The organism is Zoogloea sp. (assembly GCF_041911615.1).
Taxonomy (GTDB): domain Bacteria; phylum Pseudomonadota; class Gammaproteobacteria; order Burkholderiales; family Rhodocyclaceae; genus Zoogloea.
The window spans coordinates 23,687-45,145 of sequence record NZ_JAYROR010000107.1 but is presented as its reverse complement, the minus strand read 5'-3'; the positions used below and the strand labels follow the sequence as shown (position 1 = coordinate 45,145).

Here is a 21,459-nt window from a genome sequence, read left to right as displayed (position 1 = left end):
GCTTTGCCGCACTGCCGATTCCGCCATGTCCCAGCTTCTCGACAACCTCAATCCCGAACAACTCGCCGCCGTCACGCTGACGCCCCAGCACGCGCTGATCCTGGCCGGAGCCGGTTCGGGCAAGACGCGGGTGCTGACGACGCGCATTGCCTGGCTGATCCAGAACGGCTTCTGCACGCCGGCGGGCATCCTCGCCGTGACCTTCACCAACAAGGCCGCGAAGGAGATGCTGACGCGCCTGTCGGCGATGTTTCCGATCAACACGCGAGGCATGTGGATCGGCACCTTCCACGGGTTGTGCAACCGTTTCCTGCGTGCCCATCACCGGGAGGCCGGCCTGCCGCAGCTCTTTCAGATCCTCGACTCGGGGGATCAGCTGGCCGCCATCAAGCGCCTGCTCAAGACCCTCAACGTGGACGACGAGAAATTTCCGCCGCGGGAGCTGCAGCACTTCATCAACGGCCAGAAGGAAGCGGGTATCCGGCCGGCTGCGGTGGAGGCATGGGACGACTTCACCCGACGTCGGGTCGAGCTTTACATGGAGTATGAGGCCCAGTGCCAGCGCGAGGCAGTTGTGGATTTCCCCGAGTTGCTGCTTCGGAGCTACGAATTGCTGGAGCGCAACGAGCCGATCCGGCGCCATTACCAAGCCCGGTTCCGCCATATCCTGGTCGATGAGTTCCAGGACACCAACGTGCTCCAGTACCGCTGGCTCAAGTTGCTGGCGGGCAACGGCGAGGAAGGCGGCGCGTGCCTGTTCTGCGTGGGCGACGACGACCAGTCGATCTACCGTTTCCGCGGTGCCGAGATCGGCAACATGCGCGACTTCGAGCGTGACTTCAAGGTGACGAGGGTGATTCGTCTGGAGCAGAACTACCGCTCCCACGGCAACATCCTGGATGCCGCCAACGCCTTGATCGCCCATAACAACAAGCGTCTCGGCAAGAATCTGTGGACCGACCAGGGCGCCGGTGAGCCGATCCGGGTCTACGAGGCCTTCACCGATTCGGACGAGGCGCGCTGGGTGGTCGAGGAGATCCAGTCGCTGGTGCGCGACGGCACCAGCCGCTCGGACATCGCGCTGCTGTATCGCTCGAACGCCCAGTCGCGGGTGCTGGAGCATCAGTTGTTTTCGAGCGGCGTGCCCTACCGCGTGTATGGGGGGCTGCGCTTCTTCGAGCGGCAGGAGGTGAAGCACGCGCTGGCCTACCTGCGCCTGATCGCCAATCCGGACGACAACACGGCCTTCACCCGGGTGGTGAATTTTCCGACCCGCGGCATCGGCGCGCGCTCCCTCGAGGCGCTCAACGACGCGGCGCGCACCTGGAACACGCCGCTGTACCAGACGGTGCCGCACCTGTCGGGCAAGCCGGGCACGTCACTGGCGCAGTTCGTCGGCCTGATCGAGCGTCTGCGCCGCGAGACGGCCGCGCTGCGCCTGCACGAGATGGTCGATCACGTGATCGAGCACTCGGGCCTGCGCGCCCACTATCAGACCGAGAAGGAAGGCCAGGAGCGCCTCGAGAACCTGGACGAACTGATCAACGCGGCGGCCAACTTCAGCGCCGAGGTTGGCGCCGGCGATCGCCCTGACGAAGGGGGCGAGACCGCCACGGTGCTCGCCGAATTCCTCGCTCACGCCTCGCTGGAGGCCGGCGACCACCAGGCCGACGCGGGGGCCGAGGCGGTGCAGCTGATGACGGTGCATGCCGCGAAGGGGCTGGAGTTCGACGTGGTGTTCCTATCTGGCCTGGAGGAGGGGCTGTTCCCCCACGAGAACAGCATCCTCGAATCCGACGGTCTGGAGGAGGAGCGCCGGCTGATGTACGTGGCGGTGACGCGGGCGCGCCATCGGCTGTACCTCAGCTTCACCCAGAGCCGGATGCTCCACGGCCAGGTGCGCTACAACCTGCGCTCGCGTTTCCTCGAGGAGATTCCGGAGGGGCTGACCAAGTGGCTGACGCCGCCGAATCCGCGGCGCAGTTTCGTCTCGGAGCCGTCCACGCGTTATTACAACCCGGGCACGACGCGCCCGGCCGCCGCGTCGATGCCCGCCCCGCCGCCGATGAAATCCCGCGATCTGGCGGGTTTTTCGATCGGCCAGGCGGTGAGCCACGTGCGTTTCGGCGAAGGGGTGATCGTCGCCGCCGAGGGCAGTGGCAGCGACGCGCGGGTGCAGGTGAAGTTTGCCGACGCCGGCGCCAAGTGGCTGATGTTGGCGGTGGCCAAGCTCACGCCGCTGGGCTGACGCGCAGGACGCGCCGCGTTCAGCGGCGGTCGGCGCGGGTCACGTCGTCCACCTCGTCCCGCAGGGGCGACGGGGTGGCAAGCAGGGCTTCGAGGCGCTGTCGATCGGCAGCGAGCACGGCCTCGACGTTGTCGGGGCGCAGCTCGACGCCGAAGCCCCGGTTTGCGGCCGGATCGCCCAGCACCCGGGCGATCACCTGATCGCCGAGCTGTTTCTTGAAGTGGCCGGCCTCCCAGTAGTACTTGAGCTGGGTGCGACGGTCGCCGCGGGGCGGAATGGCTTCCAGGGTCTCCGGCGAGATACCGCTGAAATCCCACACCTGCACGCCGGGGTGGCGCGCTGCGGTGGCGACGATCAGCCGTTTCCAGTCGGCGAACAGCTCGGCGAGGCCCAGGCGCGCCTGCATCAGGCGGATTTCGGCGTGGTAGGGGTAGATCACCACGACGGCCTTGCCGCCGCCGGCCGTGGCCTTTTCGAGGAAGGCATCGACCGCCTGCTGGTCCACCGACGGGCTGCCGTCGGCGGGCGCGATGGCGCGGGCCTTGCGGTTCCAGATCCGCCGGTTCTCCTCGGCGCGCTGGCGGAAAAGCACGTAGTGGCCGCTGTTTTCCACCTCGGTGACGTAGTTGTCGAGGGGGTTGAAGCCCCGCTCGGTGAGCGTCGCGGCGTGGCGGGCGCGCTGGATCGCGAGGGTCTTCACGGCATCGCGGAAGCCGGTGATCGAGAACACCGTCTCGGCCAGGACGCGGCCGTCGATGGCGGGAGCCGGTCCGCTCGGGGCGAGGCCGCCAGGCTTGGTGCTGCCGAGGAAATCGACGAATTCGACGCCGAGGAGGGCGACCTTCGGGGCGCAGCCGGCGGTCTGTAGCCAGTCGAGCTGGCGCACCGCCATGCTCGCCGCCGAGCCCGGAATGGCGTGGTTGAACGCCGACAGGCCCTGCGCCGCGAAGGCGGGATGGGTCGGATCGAAGCCGATCTCGGCGCGTGAGTTGCCGAAGATGCCGGCGCTCGGGCACAGCCGGCGGGCCGCCTGCCAGCGGGCCAGTTCGCGGTGGTGGTCGAGGTAGGGTTTGACGGCGTTGACGCCGGCGATCCGCTGCGTGCCGAAGGCGCCCAGGGGATCGATGAACACGTTGAAAGCCCCGACGGCGCAGACGCAGGCGACCAGGGTCGCGAGCATCCAGCGCAGATAGCGGGCCCAGTTGAGCGGAGGTGTCGGAGCGGACATCAGAACTGGAAGTAGAGGAATTCGGTGGGGCGGGAGAGGGCCAGCACGCCCAGCGCGAACAGCAGGCCTACGGCCAGCGCGTGGCGCCGGCGTGGCTGCCAGGCGAGGCGGCGGGCGACCGGTTGGGCGTGACGGCCGTCTTCGGGCAGCGCGGGTTCGAAGCGGCCCATGATCTCCTGGGTGTTGGGGGCCAGGAAGGCGACGAGCGCGCCGACGCATACCCAGGCCCAGGTTTCGACGAAGGTGGCGCCGCCGCCGAGGCTGACGCCCACGCCCAGCTGCTCGAACGTCGCCTTGAGCGGGCCCAGACGCGACATGATCGGCTCGGGCAGCGCTGCACCGAACTGGCCGAACATGCCGGCGATGATCGTGTTGGCGGTGACGAGATCCGGCGCCCGGAAGTACACCCAGGCGAACACCACGCAGATAAAGGTGACGGCGACGCCGAGCGCCCGCCCGAGACCGGCCGGCAGGCGCACCGGAAGGCGTCGGCAGACGTCCTGCCAGGCGTGGTTGACCACCAGGAAGCCGCCGTGCAGCGCGCCCCAGATCACGAAGTTCCAGCCGGCGCCGTGCCACAGGCCGCCCAGCACCATGGTGGCGAGCAGGTTGAGGTGGCGACGGAAGCGCCCGTGGCGGTTGCCGCCGAGCGGGATGTAGAGGTAATCGCGCAGGAAGCGCGACAGCGTCATGTGCCAGCGGCGCCAGAATTCGGTGATGTTGCGCGACTTGTAGGGCGAGTTGAAGTTGAGCGGCAGGCGCACGCCGAACAGCCGCGACAGGCCGATGGCCATGTCGGAATAGCCGGAGAAGTCGAAGTACAGCTGGAAGGTGTAGGCCAGCGCGCCGCCCCAGGCGGCGAACAGCGTGGGGTGGTCGGCGCCGGGCGCGAACACCGGCGCGGCGTAGTCGGCGAGGCTGTCGGCGATGAGCACCTTCTTGGCAAGGCCGATGGCGAAGATGGTGAGGCCGATGGCGAAGTTGGCGGCCTCGGGGCGGTAATTACGGTCCTCGTCGAACTGCGGCATCATCTCCTTGTGATGCAGCACCGGGCCCGCGATGAGGTGCGGGAAGTAGGTGACGAACAGCACGTAGTAGATGAAGCGGTATTCGGTGACCTTGCCGGCGTAGGCGTCGGCGAGGAAGGCGATCTGGGTGAAGGTGAAGAACGAGATCCCGATGGGCAGGATGATGCCGAGAATCGGCCATTCGGTGCCCAGCAGCGCGTTGGCGCTGGAGAGGAAGAAGTCCGCGTACTTGTAGTAGCCCAGCAGCGCCAGATTGACGGCGACCGCGACGGTGAGCATGCGCCGTCCCGCAGGGCTGCCCGGGCGCCGCGCGATGTAGCTGCCGGCGGCGTAGTTGGCGCAGATCGAGGCGAGCAGCAGCGCGAGGTAGCGGTAATCCCACCAGGCGTAGAAGAACAGCGAACAGGCGGCCAGCCAGGCGGCGCCGGCGCCCTTGCCGAGGCGCCCGAGCAGGAAGAAGCCGAGCAGCGTGACCGGCAGGTAGGCCAGCAGGAAGGAGTAGGAGTTGAACAGCATGCGTCTGCGCAGCGGAGCTGCGCCCTTGAGTCGTCCGGGCGCAGCTTATCCGTTTTGGTTGCGCAGCGCTGTTGCCGAAGGTTGCGCGGTGAAAAATATGTCACGCCGCCGCACCCCGGCGGGCGGGCTCAGCGCCGTAGTTCGGCGTGCAGGGCCGCGAACTCCTGGGCGAGCTTGTGCTTGGGGTCGAGGTGGATCATCGGCTTGGCCTGTTCGTGGCTCTCGCGGATCTTGATCGAGCTGGACAGGTAGGTCTTGAAGATCGGCAGGCCCTCGTCGAGCAGTTCCTGGACCAGCTTCTGGGGCAGGCTGGCGCGGGGCTGGAACTGGTTCACGACGATGCCCTCGACTTCCAGGGCACGGTTGTGGTCGGCCTTGATCTCCTGCACGTTCTCGAGCAGCGCGTAGAGGGCGCGGCGCGAGAAATCGTCGCAGTCGAAGGGGATCAGGCACAGCTGGGTCGCGATCAGTGCCGAGCGGGTGAAGAAGTTGAGCGCCGGGGGCGTGTCGATGAACACCGCGTCGAAGTCGTCGCCGAGTTCGTCGAGCGCGTCGCGCAGCTTGAAGATCTTGTAGCGCGTCTCGAGTTTGTTCTGAAGCTCTTCGAGGCTGGGGTGCGAGGGCAGGATCGACAGCTTCGGGAAGGGCGTCGGGTGGACGAATTCGGCGGTCTGCTTGGGGTTGAACTTGAAATTCAGCGTCTGCTCGAAGTAGCCCGCGACGGTTTCGTCGGCGTTGTCGGCGTCCTTGCCGAGCAGGTAGTGGGTGGAGTTGCCCTGGGGGTCCAGGTCCACCACCAGGGTGCGCAGCCCGTTCGCCGCGCTGATCGCCGCCAGGTTGCAGGTGATGGTGGATTTGCCCACGCCGCCCTTCTGGTTGAACACCACTCGTCGCATCGTCTCTTCCCTCGGTTTTTCGTGCATGTCGCGCAAGTTATGACTGGCCTCGATTGTGCCACGCAATGCGGGTCGCCCCCTATTTACGGAGGGTGCCAAAATGCGTTTGGTCGGTTAAACTCGCCTGACAAGAAAAACCAGTAGTCTTCGTCGCCCCCTCCCGGCGACGCAGCTCCGGTCGGATGTGGATCGATCATGCACCCGGCCGCCAAATGCAAATGCCCGTTTCGGGGCATCCAAGACGCTTACAGACTTCCGTGTGCAGCAGGGTAGCGCTCCTTTGCCCGCCTGGCCGTTTGCCTTGCGGGAAGGGGTCGGACCATATTTTGAGTAGAGAGATAACATGGACAAGGATTTCATCGCCGCCGCCCTCGAATACCACCGCAGCCCGACCCGCGGCAAGATTTCGGTGGTGCCCACCAAGGGCCTGACCAACCAGCGCGATCTGGCGCTGGCCTATTCGCCCGGCGTGGCGGCGGCCTGTGACGCGATCGTCGCCGACCCGGCCGACGCGCAGGAATACACCTCCCGCGGCAACCTGGTGGCCGTGGTCACCAACGGCACTGCGGTGCTCGGCCTGGGCAACATCGGCCCGCTGGCCGCCAAGCCGGTGATGGAGGGCAAGGGCTGCCTGTTCAAGAAGTTCGCCAACATCGACGTGTTCGACATCGAGCTCGCCGAGAACGACCCGGACAAGCTGATCGACATCATCGCCGCCCTCGAGCCGACCCTCGGTGGCGTCAACCTCGAGGACATCAAGGCGCCCGAGTGCTTCTACATCGAGCAGAAGCTGCGCGAGCGGATGAAGATCCCGGTCTTCCACGACGATCAGCATGGCACCGCCATCATTTCCGCCGCCGCGATGCTCAACGGCCTGAAGGTCGTCGGCAAGAAGCCGGAGGACGTCAAGGTGGTCTGCTCCGGCGCCGGCGCCGCGGCGATCGCCTGCCTCGAGCTGTGGTGCGGCCTCGGCATCCGCCGCGAGAACGTGTTCGTCTGCGATTCGAAGGGCGTCATCTACGTCGGCCGCGACGAGAAGATGGAGCCAACCAAGGCCCGCTACGCCCAGCAGACCGAATTCCGCACGCTGGCCGACGCGATGGTCGGTGCCGACGTGTTCCTGGGCTTGTCCACCGCCGGGGTGCTCAAGCCCGAGATGGTCAAGACCATGGCCGACAAGCCGCTCATCTTCGCGCTCGCCAACCCGACGCCCGAGATCATGCCCGAGCTGGCCAAGGAGGTCCGTCCCGACGCGATCATCGCCACCGGCCGTTCGGACTACCCGAATCAGGTCAATAACGTGCTGTGCTTCCCGTTCATCTTCCGCGGCGCGCTCGATGCCGGCGCCACGACGATCAACGAGGAAATGAAGCTCGCCTGCGTCAAGGCCATTGCCGCGCTGGCCGAGGCCGAGCAGTCCGACGTGGTGGCGCAGGCCTATGGCGGCGCCGACCTCACCTTCGGCCCGAACTACCTGATTCCGAAGCCCTTCGATCCGCGCCTGATCGTCACGATCGCGCCCGCGGTGGCCCAGGCCGCCATCGATTCGGGCGTGGCGACGCGCAAGATCGACATGGACGCCTACGTCCAGAGCCTCAACGAGTTCGTCTACCAGTCCGGCATCATCATGAAGCCGGTGTTCTCGATGGCCAAGGCGATCCCCGCCGACAAGAAGCGCGTGCTCTACGCCGAGGGCGAGAGCGAGCGCGTGCTGCGCGCGGTGCGCGCGGTGGTCGACGAGAACCTGGCCCGCCCGATCCTGATCGGCCGTCCGGCGGTCATCGACATGCGTCTCGAGAAGCTCGGCCTCAACCTGCAGGCGGGCCGCGATTTCGACGTGGTCAACATCGAGTCCGACCCGCGCTACCGCGAGCTGTGGCAGGAGTACTACCGCCTGATGGGGCGCGACGGCGTCACGCCGGATTCCGCCCGCGAAGCCCTGCGCCGCGACGCCACGCTGATCGGCTGCATGCTGCTGCGCCGCGGCGATGCCGACGCGCTGGTGTGCGGCACCACCGGCTCGTACGACGAGCACTTCCGCCACGTGCAGAATCTCATCGGCCTCAAGAAGGGCGCCAGCCTGTTCGCCGCGATGAACGTGCTGCTGCTGCCTCAGCGCGTGCTCGCCATCGCCGACACCTACGTCAATGAACTGCCCAACGCCGAGGAGATCGCCCAGATCGCCGCGATGGCCGCCGACGAGATGAAGCGCTTCGGCATCGAGCCGAAGGTCGCGTTGCTGTCGCACTCGAACTTCGGCAGTGCCCGCAGCGCCTCGTCGCGCAAGATGCGCGATGCCCGCGACATCCTGCGCGCCACCGTGCCCGATCTGCACTGCGACGGCGAGATGCACGGCGATGCGGCCCTGTCGCCGGAAATTCGCGATCACCTGCACCCCGATTCGACCCTCCACGGCGAGGCCAACCTGCTGGTGATGCCCAACCTGGATGCGGCCAACATCGCCTTCAACCTCCTCAAGGTGGCCAGCGGCGACGGCGTCTCGGTGGGGCCGATCCTCCTCGGTGCCGATCGTGCGGTGCACGTCCTGACCCCGTCGGCGTCCGTGCGTCGGCTGGTGAACATCACCGCGCTGGCGGTGGTCGACGCCATGGAGCAGCGCGGCGGCAATTGATCCACGCCCCGCAGCGCGTCCCCGCGGCCCCCGCTCCGCACCCGTCGAGGTGGTGGAGCGGGGGCCGATTTTGTCTGCGTCCTCCGGTACAATCGGCCTCCGAGCTTGATTCGTGAGGTGCTGCATGTCCCGTCTCATCCGCTTTGAACGTACCGGTGGCCCCGAAGTCCTCCAGTGGGTTGATGCCGACGTGCCGGCACCCGCCGCCGGCGAGGCGCGCATCCGTCACAAGGCGGTCGGCGTCAATTACATCGATACCTACCACCGCTCGGGGCTTTATCCGGTGCCGCTGCCGTCCGGGCTCGGCCAGGAGGCGGCCGGTGTGGTCGAGGCCCTCGGCGACGGGGTGATCGGCTTGGCCGTGGGCGATCGCGTGGCTTACGTCGGCGGTCCGCTCGGCGCCTATTCGGAAGTCCGCAACGTCGATGCCGGCATGCTGGTGAAACTGCCCGACGGCCTGAGCTTCGAGCAAGGCGCGGCGATGATGATGCAGGGCCTCACTGCCCAATATCTGCTGCGCCGCACCTACCGCGTGCAGCCGGGCGACACCGTGCTGATCCACGCCGCTGCCGGTGGCGTGGGCCTGATCGCCTGCCAGTGGGCGAAGGCGCTCGGCGCCACGGTGATTGGTACCGTCGGTACCGATGCCAAGGCCGAGATCGCCCGTCGGCATGGCTGCGATCACACCATTGTCTATACCCGCGAGAGCGTGTCCGCCCGAGTGCGCGAACTCACTGGCGGCGAGGGCGTGCCGGTGGTCTACGACTCCATCGGCAAGGATACTTTCATGGATTCGCTGGCCTGCCTGCGTCCCCTCGGCACGATGGTGACCTTTGGCAACGCATCGGGGCCGGTGGCGCCGTTCGAGCCCTCGGTCCTCGCCAAGATGGGTTCGCTGTTCCTGACCCGCCCGACGCTATTTCATTACATTGCCAGGCGCGCCGATCTGCTTGCCATGGCCGACGAACTGTTCGCGGTGGTGGCGTCCGGCCAGGTGCAGTTGTCCATCAACCAGCGTTTCCCCTTGCAAGATGCCGCCGTCGCGCACCGCGAGCTCGAGGCGCGGCGCACTACCGGCTCGACCGTCCTGATTCCCTGATCCATCATGAAAGTTGCACGTTCGCATTTCCGGCTCGCCGCTGCCGCGGCGGCCTCCCTGATGCTTCTGGCCCTGCCGTGCGGGGCGGCGCCAACCGTTCAGGCGCCTCCGGTGGCCGTACTCACACCGGGGCAGGCCGCGTTCATGCAGGCCGAAACCCGGCGCATCGAAGAGGCTTTCGTCCAGAAAGTCATGAACATCACCGGTGCAACCCGCGAGCAGGTCGTGCGGGCGATTCCCGCCAAGGGCCGTCTCACCGACCGCCTGACGCGCATCTACAATTCGCTGGAGCGCGATCTGAAAACGCCCCTCACCGACGAGCAGCAGGGGCTGATCTATGCCGCCGACGGCGAGCGCAAGCAGGCGTTGAAGGAGTTGCCCGCCCAGGCGGCGGGGCGCTGAGCGCCGCTCAGAACAGCTCGATGTCGCTGTCGGGCTTCTCGCGGACCGACACCTTGCCGGCGACGCGCAGCGTCTCGTAGCTGGCCACTTGGTTGCGGCCGTTTTCCTTGGCGAAATAGAGGGCTTCATCGGCCCGGCCGACAATCTCGGGGATTGTGTCGGTCGGGGTGATCCGGGTGTAACCGGTGCTGGCGGTCACCCGTCCCACCTGCGGAAAGGCATAGGCCTCGACGGCGAGACGGAAGCGCTCGAGGGCGTTCTGCACCTCGTCTTCGCAGGCGGCGCGCAGGATCACGACGAACTCCTCGCCGCCGAAACGGAACAGCCGGTCCTGGTGGCGGAAGCTGTCGCGCATGATGCGCGCGAGCAGGATCAGCACTTCGTCCCCGTAAAGGTGGCCGAACTGGTCGTTGATGCGCTTGAAGTGGTCCACGTCCACCACCGCCAGCCAGTGGCCGCCGTCGTCCTGCTGGCGGCGTCGGCGCGGGTAGCTGCGCTCGTCGTCACCCACTTGACCCACGCTCATGCTCGACAGGATCTTCGCCAGGTTTTCGTCGAAGGTCTTGCGGTTGAGCATGCCGGTGAGGGTGTCGCGCTCGGAATAATCGAGCAAGCTCAGGTAGTTGCGGTACAGGCCGAGAAAGCCCTCGGCCGTGCCGAGATCGTCGTCGGTGAGCGGAGCGTCGCAGGTGACTTCGAGCACCCCGAGCACTCCCCGGTCGACGCTGATGGGGAAGCAGTGGGCGTGTCCGCCGTGGTCTTCCCGCTCGCGCCGGATGATCTGCGCGTGATCGACGCAGGCCACCATTTCGGGGCGGGTGTCGAGCAGTACGGCATCCATGTCGCCGTCTGCACCGAATTCCTGGGCGTAGCGAACGCCGTCCTGGCCGACGTGGGTCATGCGTTCGAGACAGCGTGTCGCGCCCTCGCCGACGATCTTGTAGAGATTGACCTCGCGCGCCTTGACTAGCTCGAACAGGGCCGAGGCGACACCGAGCTCCAGCAGGGCTCTATCCCGGTGCTGGGTGATCGATTCGACATGCTTCAGGACGTGGATCATGGTGTCCGCCGCGGCTCTAGGTAACATTCAATTATATCTTAGCGATTTTTCAATGCCTTGCCTTCTTGTCCCGGGCGGTGATTTGTCACGAAAATTGAGCGTTGGGCGCCTTTCTCCTGCGTGGTCCGATCGCGGACGGCGACGTTCGGCGCGGCGCGGACTGCCGCCTTCCGATGGCGTCGGTCAAATGCCGTCGCGACGAGCCTGCGTATAATCCAAGACCTTGTTTCGCCGGCCGGGTTCCATCTTGAACTACGATACCTTCATCAACATCCTGTTTTCGCGTATTCCGCATGCGTCGGTGACGCGGGCGCTGGTGGTCGTCAATGTGGCGGTTTTCGTGCTGCTGGCGGCGGTTTCGATGAATCCGATGCAGATTCCGTCCGATCTGCTGATCCGCTTCGGCGGCAATTTCGCACCGCTGGTGCAGCAGGGCGAGGTGTGGCGTTTCTTCACGGCGCTGTTCCTGCATGGCGGGCTGCTCCACGTGGGCCTCAACATGCTTGCGCTCCATCAGGCGGGGCAGGTCGTCGAGCGCCTGTTCGGGCGCGCCGGGTTCCTGGTGATCTACGTGGTGGCCGGCCTGCTCGGCAATGCCGCCAGCCTGTGGTGGAAGCCGGGGCCGGTGAGCGTCGGTGCGTCGGGGGCGATCTTCGGGGTGTATGGGGCCTTGCTGGCGTATCTGCTGCGTCAGCGCGGCTCGGTGCCGACAGAGGTGTTCCGCGAGATGCGTTCGGGGACGCTCGGCTTCATCGGTTACTCGCTGTTCGCCGGTTTCTCGATTCCCGGCATCGACAACGCGGCGCACCTGGGCGGGCTGATCGGTGGTCTGCTACTGGGGGCGGTTTTCGCCGAACCGATCGTGGCGCCCCGGCCGGTGCGCTGGCTGACGCCCCAGGCGCTGGGCGGGCTGCTCATCGCCGCCGGACTGGGGTTCGGGCTGTGGCAGGCTTCGCCGCAGGTGGCGCGCCATTTCGAGATCGATTCGGCCTATCAGCAGACGATCCGCCAGTTTGCGCTCGAGGAGCAGGAGCTGCTGCGCGAGCAGGCCGCACTGATGGAAGGGCTGCGCCAGAAGCGCATCACCGACGAGGGCGCGCTCGACAAGCTCGAACGGGATTTCATTCCCCGCTGGGACCGGGCGATTACCCAGCTCTCGTGGCGCCAGGCCCCCGACGACTACGAGTGGCAGCGGGACGAGCTGGTGCATTACGCCAGCACCCGCCGCGACGCCCTCAAGGCGCTCGCGCAGGCCATCGAGACCCGCCAGGCGGTGTGGGCCGAACGCTCGCGCACGCTGCAGGTGCAGGCCGACAACATCCTGCTGCAGATGCGCCTGCGCAAGTCGGTGGAGTCGGCACCGCGGTAGCCGGCGTCGACAATTCTGCCGCCGAAGGGTGAAGCGGCGCCCGCCGGCGGGTAAAATCGCGGGATGCCTGAATCCCACTCCCCCCGTTTCATCCACCTGCGCCTCCACACCGAGTACTCGATCTCCGACGGGATCGTGCAGGTGGATTCCGCCATCGCCCGCGCCGCCGCCGACGGCATGCCGGCGCTGGGCATCTCCGATCTGGCCAACCTGTTCGGAATGGTCAAGTTCTACAAGGGCGCCCGTGGCAAGGGCATCAAGCCGATCATCGGCTGCGACGCCTGGATCACCAACGCGGTCGATCGCGACAAGCCCTCCCGCGTCCTGCTGATCTGCAAGAACCGCAAGGGCTACGGTCAGCTCTGCGAGCTCCTGACCCTGGCCTTCATGGAGAACAAATACCGCGGCCGCGCCGAAATGCGCCGGGAGTGGCTGACCGCCGAGTCGGCGTCCGACCTGCTGTGCCTCTCGGGCGCCAAGGATGGCGACGTGGGGCAGGCGCTGGCCAACGGCAACGCCGCCCTCGCCGAGACCCTCGCCGCCGACTGGTCCCGGCGCTTCCCCGACGGCTTCTACATCGAGCTTCAGCGCGCCGGCCACCCGGGCACCGAGACCTACATCCGGGAGGCCCTGCAGCTCGCTTCGCGGCTCGATCTGCCGGTGGTCGCCACCCACCCGATCCAGTTCACCCGGCCCGAGGACTTCAAGGCCCACGAGGCGCGGGTGTGCATCGCCCAGGGCTACGTGCTGGCCGACAAGCGACGGCCCAAGGATTTCACCGACCAGCAGTACTTCAAGACCCAGGACGAGATGGCGGCGCTGTTCGCCGACATCCCCGAGGCGCTCGAGAACAGCGTCGAGATCGCCCGCCGCTGCTCGCTCACGGTGCAGCTGGGCAAGAACTTCCTGCCGCTGTTCCCGACGCCGGAAGGCATGAGCCTCGACGACTTCCTGGTGCAGGAAGCCAAGGCCGGCCTCGAGGAGCGCCTCGCCCAGCTCTACCCGCACCCCGAGGAACGTGAGGCCCAGCGCCAGCGCTACGAGGACCGCCTCAAGTTCGAGACCGACACCATCGTCCAGATGGGCTTCCCGGGCTACTTCCTGATCGTGGCGGACTTCATCCAGTGGGCCAAGAACAACGGCGTGCCGGTGGGCCCGGGGCGGGGTTCCGGCGCGGGCTCGCTGGTGGCCTATTCGCTCAAGATCACCGACCTCGATCCGCTCGCCTATGCGCTGCTGTTCGAGCGCTTCCTCAACCCCGAGCGGGTGTCGATGCCCGACTTCGACATCGACTTCTGCCAGGACAACCGCTACCGCGTCATCGAATACGTGCGCGAGCGCTACGGCAAGGACGCGGTGAGTCAGATCGCCACCTTCGGCACGATGGCCTCGAAGGCCGTGGTGCGCGACGTGGGCCGCGTGCTGGATTTGCCCTACGGCCTGTGCGACCGGCTCTCCAAGCTGATCCCGGTGGTGCAGAACAAGCCCCTGTCGCTGGCCGACGCCCGCGAGCAGGAGCCGCAGATCAACGAGCTGATGGCCGACGGCAACGACGGCGAGTCGATCCAGGAGCTGTGGAGCCTCGCCGAGCCGCTGGAAGGCCTGACCCGCGGCGTCGGCATGCACGCCGGGGGCGTGCTGATCGCGCCGGGCAAGCTCACCGATTTCTGTCCGCTTTACATCGCCGACGGCGAGGACGCCACGCCGGTCTCCCAGTTCGACAAGGACGACGTGGAAGCCGTCGGCCTCGTGAAGTTCGACTTCCTGGGCCTGCGCAACCTCACCATCATCGAGCTCGCCCTCGATTACGTCGAGCGCCTCACCGGCTCGAAGCCCGACCTCATGAGTCTGGGCTTCGAAGACCAGGCCGCCTACCAGATCCTCCGGGACGCCAACACCACGGCGATCTTCCAGGTGGAATCGGAAGGCATGAAGAAGCTGCTCAAGAAGCTCGCCCCCGACCGCTTCGAAGACATCATCGCCGTGCTGGCGCTCTACCGTCCGGGCCCGCTGGGCTCGGGGATGGTGGATGACTTCATTCTCCGGAAGAAGGGCCAGCAGGCCATCGACTACTTCCACCCGGACCTCACCGCCTGCCTGTCGCCCACCTACGGGGTGATCGTGTATCAGGAACAGGTGATGCAGATATCCCAGATCATCGGCGGCTACACCCTCGGCGGCGCCGACATGCTGCGCCGGGCGATGGGCAAGAAAAAGCCCGAGGAGATGGCCAAGCACCGCGAGACCATCGCCGACGGCGCGCGCCAGAAAGGCTACGACCCGGCGCTGGCCGAGCAGCTGTTCGACCTGATGACGAAGTTCGCCGAGTACGGCTTCAACAAGTCGCACACGGCAGCCTATGCGGTGGTCACGTACCACACCGCGTGGCTCAAGGCCTATCACTGCTCGGCCTTCATGTCGGCCACTATGTCCGCCGACCTGGACAACACCGACACCATCAAGATCTTCTACGAGGACACGATCGCCAACGGCATCACGGTGCTGCCGCCGGACGTGAACCAGTCCGATTACCGCTTCGTGCCCACCGACGCCAAGACGATCCGCTACGGCCTGGGCGCCGTGAAGGGCGTGGGCGAGCCGGCGGTGCGGGCCATCCTCGCCGCGCGCGAGGCCGGGCCGTTCAAAGATCTGTTCGACTTCGCCTGCCGGGTGGACAAGCGCCTGGCCAACCGCCGCGTCATCGAGGCGCTGGTGCGCGCCGGCGCCTTCGATACCCTCGACCCGGTGCAGCCGGCCGACCGCCACAAGCTGCTCGCCTCGGTGGGCATCGCGATGGAAGCCGCCGAGCAGATCGCCGCCAACGCGATGCAGGGCGGGCTATTCGACATGCCGGGCATGGAAGCCCCGCCGATGGCCGATTACGTCAAGGTGCGGCCGTGGGGCGAGCGCGAGCGCCTGAAGGAAGAAAAGCTGGCCATCGGCTTCTTCCTCTCGGGGCACCCGTTCAACGCCTTCAAGGCCGAGGTGCGGCGCTTCGTGCGCCGTCCGCTGGCCCAGGTCGAGCCGTCGAAGGATCTCGTCACCCTGGCCGGCGTGGTGATGGAAGTGCGCGCCAAGATGACCGCCCGCGGCAAGATCGCCTTCGTGCTCCTCGACGACGGCACCACGCCCCGCGAGGTCTCGGTGTTCTCCGAGGTCTTCGACAACAACCGCCAGCGCATCGTCGTGGACGAGGTGCTGATCGTCGAGGCTAAGGTCAGCAACGACGACTTCTCGGGCGGGCTGCGCATCGTCGCCGACCGCCTGATGACCCTCGGCGAGGCCCGCGGACGCTTCGCCCGCGCCCTCCAGCTCAAGCTGAACGGCGAGGTGGGCGAGGCCGGCGGCCCGGCCGCCGCGGCCGAACGCCTGCAAACCGTGCTCGCGCCCTTCCGTGAGGGCGAGTGCCCCATCCGCGTGCGCTACCGCAATGCCGACGCCGAGGGCGACCTGCCGCTCGGCCCGGATTGGCGCGTACGTCCCGACGACAGCCTGCTGGAGAGCCTGCGCGAGTGGCTCCCGGCCGATTCCGTGGAAGTGATTTACCCATGAGCCAGACGTTTCTCGACGCCACCCTGATCGACGAATTGATCGCCAAGGCCCGTTCGGCCCCGCGCCAACGCAGCCATCACAACCTGCACGGCGACGCCGGCGACCCGGCGCACCGCCTGCTGGTGGCGATCGAGCCCGATTCCTACGTGCGCCCCCACTGCCATCTGGATCCGAACAAGGCCGAGACCATCATCCCGCTGCGGGGCCGCCTCGGCGCGCTGGTGTTCGACGCGGCCGGCGCGGTGCTGGAGGCCCGCGAACTGACGCCCGACGGCACCGCCTTCGGGTTTCACGTGCAGCCGGGGGTGTTCCACAGCGTGGTGGCCCTGGAAAGCGGCACGGTGTTCGTCGAGATCAAGGCGGGGCCGTACGCCGTGCCGCTGGCCGCGGAGTGGGGCGCCTGGGCGCCGGCCGAGGGTGAGCCGGGTGTGCCGGCCTGCCTTGCAGCGATGAAGGCTGCGATCAGTCCGAGCTGATCGGCGTGGCCGGCAAGGTGCCGACGCGCAGCAGTCCGGTGACCGCCTCGGCGGGCAGGGGCGGGCTGAACAGGTAGCCCTGGGCCGCGACGCACCCTTCCCGGCGCAGGAAATCCATCTGTTCGGGCGTCTCGGTGCCCTCGGCGATCACCTCCAGGCGCAGGCTGTTGCCGAGCTGGATGATCGCCCGCACGATGGTGGCGTCGTCCGGGTCGTCGCTGAGGTCGCGCACGAAGCTCTGGTCCACCTTGAGCTGATCGACCGGAAAGCGCTTGAGGTAGGCGAGGCTCGAATAACCGGTGCCGAAGTCGTCGATCGACAGGCGCACACCGAGCGCCTTGAGCCGCCCGAGGATGGCGGCCACGTCGGGGCCGGACTGCATCAGCAGCGATTCGGTGAGTTCCAGCTCCAGCCAGCGGCCGTCGATCCCGCTCTGGGCGAGCGCGGACGCAACGCTGGCGACGATGTCGCTGCGTCGAAACTGCAGCGCCGACAGATTGACCGCCACCGGCACGGGCGGTAGCCCGGCGTCCTGCCACGCGCGGGCCTGGCGGCAGGCCGTCTGCAGCACCCATTCGCCGATCGGCACGATCAAACCGCATTCCTCGGCGAGGGGAATGAAGCGCGCCGGCGAGATGCTGCCGAGATTGCCGCTGAACCAGCGTAGCAGGGCCTCGACCCCGATGATGCGGCCGCTCGCCAGCTCCACCTGGGGCTGGTAGTAAAGCTGGAATTCCTGTTGTTCGATGGCCTGACGCAGGCCGTTCTCGAGATGCAGGCGCTCGAGGGCATTGACGTTCATCGCTTCGTCGAAGAAGCGATAGGTGTTCCGGCCGCTTTCCTTGGCGTGATACATCGCCGTGTCGGCGTTCTTCATCAGCATCTCGACGTCGCGGCCGTCTTCCGGGTAGAGGGCGATGCCGATCGAGAACGAGGTGCCGAGCTGCTGGCCGTCCATGTCGAAGGGTGGCTGGAGCAGGTCGAGGATCTTTTCGGCCACCCGGGCGGCGTCGTCGGGCACGTCCACGTCGGTCAGGACGATCAGGAATTCGTCGCCGCCCTGGCGGCTCACCGTGTCGGTCTCGCGCACGCAGCTGGTCAGGCGCTGGGCGACGCCCTGCAGCAGGCGGTCGCCGATCATGTGCCCCAGGGAGTCGTTGATGGTCTTGAAGCGATCCAGATCGAGGAACATCAGCGCGATGCGCGTGCCGTGGCGGGCGGCGTTGGCGAGGGCCTGGTCGAGGCGGTCGTGGAGCAGGGTGCGGTTGGGCAGGCCGGTCAGCGGGTCGTGCTGGGCCAGGAAGGCGATGCGCGCTTCGGAGGCCTTGCGCTCGGTGATGTCCGAAAACACGGCGACGTAATGGGTGAGCCGTCCGGACTGGTCGCGCACGGCGCTGATCGACAGGGAAGAGGGGTAGAAGGTGCCGTTCTTGCGGCGGTCGTGGATTTCGCCCTGCCAGAAGCCGAGGATCTGGATGTCCTGCCACATGCTTTCGTAGAACGAGCGATCGTGGTGGCCGGACTGCAGCATGCGCGGGGTGTTGCCGATGGCGTCCTCGGCGGTATAGCCGGTGACGTCGGTGAAGGCGCGGTTGACCGAGAGGATGCGCTGGTCGGCGTCGGTAACGACGATGGCTTCGACACTGTTCTGCACCACCGTCCAGGCGAGGCGGAGCTGCTCTTCGTGAACGCGGCGCACGGTGACGTCGGCGATGGTGGTGACGACGCCGCGCACCTTGCTCGGCCCGTCGTCCTCTTCGTCGAGCAGCGGCACGGCGTTGGTCCACATCCAGCGCCGGCTGCCGTCCTTGCGGTCGATGCCGAGGATGCCGGACTGGGCCTTGCCGGTGCGCAGCGCGCGCATCGACGGTACCCGGTCGATGGGAATCGGGTTGCCGTCCTCGTCGAGGTAGGCGACGAGGTTGCCGTGCAGGTGCCAGTCGGACATTTCCTCGGGGCTGAGGCCGAGGATGTCGCGGGCGGCAGCGTTGCACTCGCGCAGGGCGCCGTCGGCGTCGCGCATGATGACGCCCTCGCCCATGGACGCGAGCAGGGTGCTCAGGCGGCTTTCCCGCTCGCGCAGCGCGGCCTCGACGTTGCGCCGGTCGGTGATGTCGAGGCACGAGCCGAGGTAGCCGATGAAGTTGCCGTCGAGGTCATGGATGGGGCGGGCGGAGTCGATGATCCAGCGGTACTCGCCGTCGTGCCGCCGCAGCCGGTATTCCATCTCGAAGGGCGTCTGCACCGCGAAGTGCTCGAGGTAGGTGCCGACACAGCGGTCGAAATCCTCGGGGTGGACGCCGGCGGTCCAGCCGTTGCCGAGTTCCTGTTCGAGGCTGCGGCCGGTGAACTCCAGCCAGGTCTGGTTGAAGTAGTTGCACTTGGCGTCCACCCCGGCACGCCAGATCAGGTTGGGCAGATGCGCGAAGAGCGACATGGGATCGTCCCATGCGGCGCTGCGTGGAGGGGTGGATTGAGCGGCCACGGTGGAGTCGGGTTGGGGGCGGATCGATTCGGTGGGGGCGTAGTCTGCTGTATTTTATAGCGAATTTACAGGCGCTCGGGATTCGCCGCTAAACCGTGGCAAGGCGGGCGAAGCCGGGCTGGGGCGGGGTGTCGGCCGGCTGCCAGCTTACGTCGTCCACCCGGGCGGGGGGCGGCCCCAGGCGCGACCACGCGACGATGGCCTCGAGGGCCGCCGGCGGGCCGGCGACCAGCGCCTCGACGCTGCCGTCGCTGCGATTGCGAACCCAGCCGTCCAGCCCCAGCCGGCGGGCCTCGGCGTGAAAGGCGTTGCGGTAGCCCACGCCCTGCACGTGGCCGTGGATGCGCAGCAGGCGGGCGGCGGGTTCAGGGCGTGCCGTCATGGTCGGGCTTGGGGAGCAGGTCGCGGGCGCGGGCGAGGGCGCTGTAGATGTCGCCGCAGATGTTGTTCGTGCCCACCTCGTCGGCAAAGCCGGAGCGGCCGATCAAGGATTCGGGCTGCGGGTTGAGGTTGCACAGGATCAGGGCGCAGCCGCGTTTGTGAAGCGTCTTGCAGAGGCTCTCGAGGCCTTCGAGGCCGGTGGTGTCGAGATTGACCAGGTGGTTGAGTTCCAGGATCACCACCTCGGGGTGACGCTGAGCCGGGTCGAGGAGTGTCTCGAGCTTGTTGATGGCGCCGAAGAACAGGGTGCCGTAGATCGAGTAGGCCATCACCCGCGGCGAGCCGTCGGGGTGAAGGAAGCCCGGTAGCATCGCGAGTTCGGCGAGCGGCAGGCGCTCGATGCGGGTGAGGTTGGACATCCGGTAGATGAAGAACAGCGCCGACAGCACCATGCCCAGTTCGACGGCGAGGGTGAGGTCGAACAGCACGGTGACGAAGAAGGTGGTCAGCAGGATCGTGCGGTAGGTCAGCGCGAAGCGCCCGAGACCCCGGAATTCGTGCCATTCGCCCATATTGACGGCGACCACCACGACGATGGCCGACAGCGTGGCGAGCGGAATGTGCGTCGCGAACGGCGCGAGCACCAGCACCACCGCCAGCAGCACGATGGCGTGGGCGATGCCGGCGATGGGCGTGCGCCCGCCGGTGCGCACGTTGGTGGCGGTACGGGCGATGGCGCCGGTGGCCGCAAATCCGCCGAACAGCGGCGCGACGAGGTTGGCGATGCCCTGGGCGATGAGTTCCTGGTTGGGATCGTGGCGGTCCTCGATCGCCGTGTCGGCAACCCGGGCCGACAGCAGCGACTCGATGGCGCCCAGCAGCGCGATGGTGAGCGCCGGCGAGATCAGTTTGCCAAGGGTTTCGAGCGAGAGCCGGGGCAGCGCGAAATCCGGCAACTGTTGCGGAATGCCGTTGAAGCGGCTGCCGATGGTCTCGACCGGAAACTGGAACGCCGCGTTGGCGACGGTGGCGACGACCAGCACGCCGAGCGGCCCGGGTAGCCGGCCGACCGCCGGGAAGCGGCGCGCGAGGCGGTTCCAAGACAACAGCACGACGAGGGAGGCCACCGACAGCGCGACGGTGGGTGGATCGATGGTGTCGAGGTGGGTGACGAGCGCCTTCATCTTGCCGAAGAACTCGCCGGGCAGGTGCTCGATCCGCAGGCCCAGGAAATCCTTGATCTGGGCGAGGAAGATCACCACCGCGATGCCGTTGGTGAAGCCGATCACCACCGTCTTGGGGATGAAGCGGATCAGGTTGCCGAGGCGGAAGGCGCCCATCGCCACGAGGATGGCGCCCGCCAGCATGGTGGCGACGAGCAGGCTCTGCACGCCGTATTCGACGACGATGCCGTAGATGATGGGAATGAAGGCGCCGGTCGGGCCCCCGACCTGCACCCGGGAGCCGCCGAGCGCGGAAATCAGGAAACCGGCGACGATGGCCGTCCAGATGCCGGCGGTGGGGGTCATGCCCGAGGCGATGGCGAAGGCCATGGCGAGGGGCAGGGCGAGGACGCCGACGGTCAGGCCGGCGGAAACGTCACGGCCGAACTGGCCCTTGTCGTAACCCGGCAGGGTGTCGAGAAGCTTGGGATGAAACGAGATTTTCATGATGCCTCCGCAGTCGAGGGAACGGGATGCGCGCGCCACGGGGCGCTGCGTGCGGAGGGGGGGCGCCCGGCCCGGTACGATGCTGGACGATCCATCGTTTGCAGGCGGTCAGGGGCATGGGGCCGGCTTCAGGAAAAATTGGCGTCGTTGGCGGCGTGGTTCTGGCGCGACGCGGCGTGCATGACTTCGACCATCATCTTCACCGCCGCCACGAAGAGCAGCGCGCCGCCGCCGATCACGCAAGACCAGGCGTGCACCGCGTTGGCCGGGAAGCCCGGAAGGATTGAGGCGCGGCCTTCGATCAGCCAGGCGGCACCCACGGCGAGGATCAGTACGCCGATCAGGTCGAGCAGCGCCCAGCCCCAGAAGGCGGGTGTCAGGCGCGGAAGCGGAGAGCGGTTGGGTTGCATGGTCGCG

15 protein-coding genes are annotated in these 21,459 nt (G+C 67.2%); 7 read left to right on the top strand and 8 right to left on the bottom strand.

Annotation, left to right across the window (positions count from 1 at the left end; all coding sequences use genetic code 11):
- Window positions 1-25 precede the first annotated feature (25 nt).
- Window positions 26-2,248: a UvrD-helicase domain-containing protein gene (locus tag ACE3P2_RS13910; RefSeq protein ID WP_374265447.1), complete on the top strand. Its 2,223-nt coding sequence runs from the start codon at window positions 26-28 to the stop codon at window positions 2,246-2,248.
- A 19-nt stretch (window positions 2,249-2,267) separates the two neighbouring features.
- Here ACE3P2_RS13910 and ACE3P2_RS13905 read toward each other — a convergent pair whose 3' ends face one another.
- The 3 genes from ACE3P2_RS13905 to ACE3P2_RS13895 all read right to left on the bottom strand — a co-directional run bounded on the left by ACE3P2_RS13905 (window position 2,268) and on the right by ACE3P2_RS13895 (window position 5,916).
- On the bottom strand, window positions 2,268-3,476 hold the full coding sequence (locus ACE3P2_RS13905) for a hypothetical protein (RefSeq protein WP_374265445.1): 1,209 nt from the start codon (window positions 3,474-3,476) through the stop codon (window positions 2,268-2,270).
- Window positions 3,476-5,020: an MBOAT family protein gene (locus tag ACE3P2_RS13900; protein WP_374265443.1), complete on the bottom strand. Its 1,545-nt coding sequence runs from the start codon at window positions 5,018-5,020 to the stop codon at window positions 3,476-3,478. The genes ACE3P2_RS13905 and ACE3P2_RS13900 overlap by 1 nt, the downstream gene beginning before the upstream one ends.
- A gap of 128 nt (window positions 5,021-5,148) precedes the next feature.
- Window positions 5,149-5,916, bottom strand: a complete 768-nt coding sequence (locus ACE3P2_RS13895; protein ID WP_374265441.1) for a ParA family protein — start codon at window positions 5,914-5,916, stop codon at window positions 5,149-5,151.
- Window positions 5,917-6,259: 343 nt separating this feature from the next.
- On the opposite strand from ACE3P2_RS13895, the gene ACE3P2_RS13890 reads away from it, so the two are divergent.
- The 3 genes from ACE3P2_RS13890 to ACE3P2_RS13880 all read left to right on the top strand — a co-directional run bounded on the left by ACE3P2_RS13890 (window position 6,260) and on the right by ACE3P2_RS13880 (window position 10,049).
- The gene (locus tag ACE3P2_RS13890) at window positions 6,260-8,548 is read left to right on the top strand and encodes an NADP-dependent malic enzyme (protein ID WP_374265439.1); all 2,289 of its coding nucleotides are present in this window, start codon (window positions 6,260-6,262) and stop codon (window positions 8,546-8,548) included.
- Window positions 8,549-8,672: 124 nt separating this feature from the next.
- Window positions 8,673-9,647, top strand: a complete 975-nt coding sequence (locus ACE3P2_RS13885; protein ID WP_374265437.1) for a quinone oxidoreductase — start codon at window positions 8,673-8,675, stop codon at window positions 9,645-9,647.
- A gap of 111 nt (window positions 9,648-9,758) precedes the next feature.
- Complete coding sequence (locus ACE3P2_RS13880) at window positions 9,759-10,049, top strand: hypothetical protein (RefSeq protein ID WP_374265435.1); 291 nt, start codon at window positions 9,759-9,761, stop codon at window positions 10,047-10,049.
- A 7-nt stretch (window positions 10,050-10,056) separates the two neighbouring features.
- Here ACE3P2_RS13880 and ACE3P2_RS13875 read toward each other — a convergent pair whose 3' ends face one another.
- Complete coding sequence (locus ACE3P2_RS13875; protein WP_374265433.1) at window positions 10,057-11,109, bottom strand: GGDEF domain-containing protein; 1,053 nt, start codon at window positions 11,107-11,109, stop codon at window positions 10,057-10,059.
- 247 nt (window positions 11,110-11,356) lie between these two features.
- Here ACE3P2_RS13875 and ACE3P2_RS13870 point away from each other — a divergent pair, with 247 nt between their 5' ends.
- From ACE3P2_RS13870 to ACE3P2_RS13860, 3 genes are all read left to right on the top strand, one after another.
- Complete coding sequence (locus ACE3P2_RS13870; protein ID WP_374265431.1) at window positions 11,357-12,478, top strand: rhomboid family intramembrane serine protease; 1,122 nt, start codon at window positions 11,357-11,359, stop codon at window positions 12,476-12,478.
- 63 nt (window positions 12,479-12,541) lie between these two features.
- Entirely contained in the window at window positions 12,542-16,030 is a 3,489-nt protein-coding gene (gene dnaE, locus ACE3P2_RS13865; protein ID WP_374265430.1) for a DNA polymerase III subunit alpha, read from the top strand.
- On the top strand, window positions 16,027-16,506 hold the full coding sequence (locus tag ACE3P2_RS13860; protein ID WP_374265429.1) for a WbuC family cupin fold metalloprotein: 480 nt from the start codon (window positions 16,027-16,029) through the stop codon (window positions 16,504-16,506). Before dnaE ends, ACE3P2_RS13860 begins: the two co-directional genes overlap by 4 nt.
- Here ACE3P2_RS13860 and ACE3P2_RS13855 read toward each other — a convergent pair.
- From ACE3P2_RS13855 to ACE3P2_RS13840, 4 genes are all read right to left on the bottom strand, one after another.
- Entirely contained in the window at window positions 16,493-18,943 is a 2,451-nt protein-coding gene (locus ACE3P2_RS13855; protein ID WP_374265427.1) for an EAL domain-containing protein, read from the bottom strand. The genes ACE3P2_RS13860 and ACE3P2_RS13855 overlap by 14 nt on opposite strands.
- A 136-nt stretch (window positions 18,944-19,079) precedes the next feature.
- On the bottom strand, window positions 19,080-19,373 hold the full coding sequence (locus ACE3P2_RS13850; protein WP_374265425.1) for an acylphosphatase: 294 nt from the start codon (window positions 19,371-19,373) through the stop codon (window positions 19,080-19,082).
- Complete coding sequence (locus ACE3P2_RS13845) at window positions 19,357-21,042, bottom strand: SulP family inorganic anion transporter (RefSeq protein ID WP_374265423.1); 1,686 nt, start codon at window positions 21,040-21,042, stop codon at window positions 19,357-19,359. Before ACE3P2_RS13845 ends, ACE3P2_RS13850 begins: the two co-directional genes overlap by 17 nt.
- Window positions 21,043-21,170: 128 nt before the next feature.
- Window positions 21,171-21,452 (bottom strand): hypothetical protein, encoded by a 282-nt coding sequence (locus tag ACE3P2_RS13840; protein WP_374265421.1) that lies wholly within the window; start codon window positions 21,450-21,452, stop codon window positions 21,171-21,173.
- Window positions 21,453-21,459: the final 7 nt, after the last annotated feature.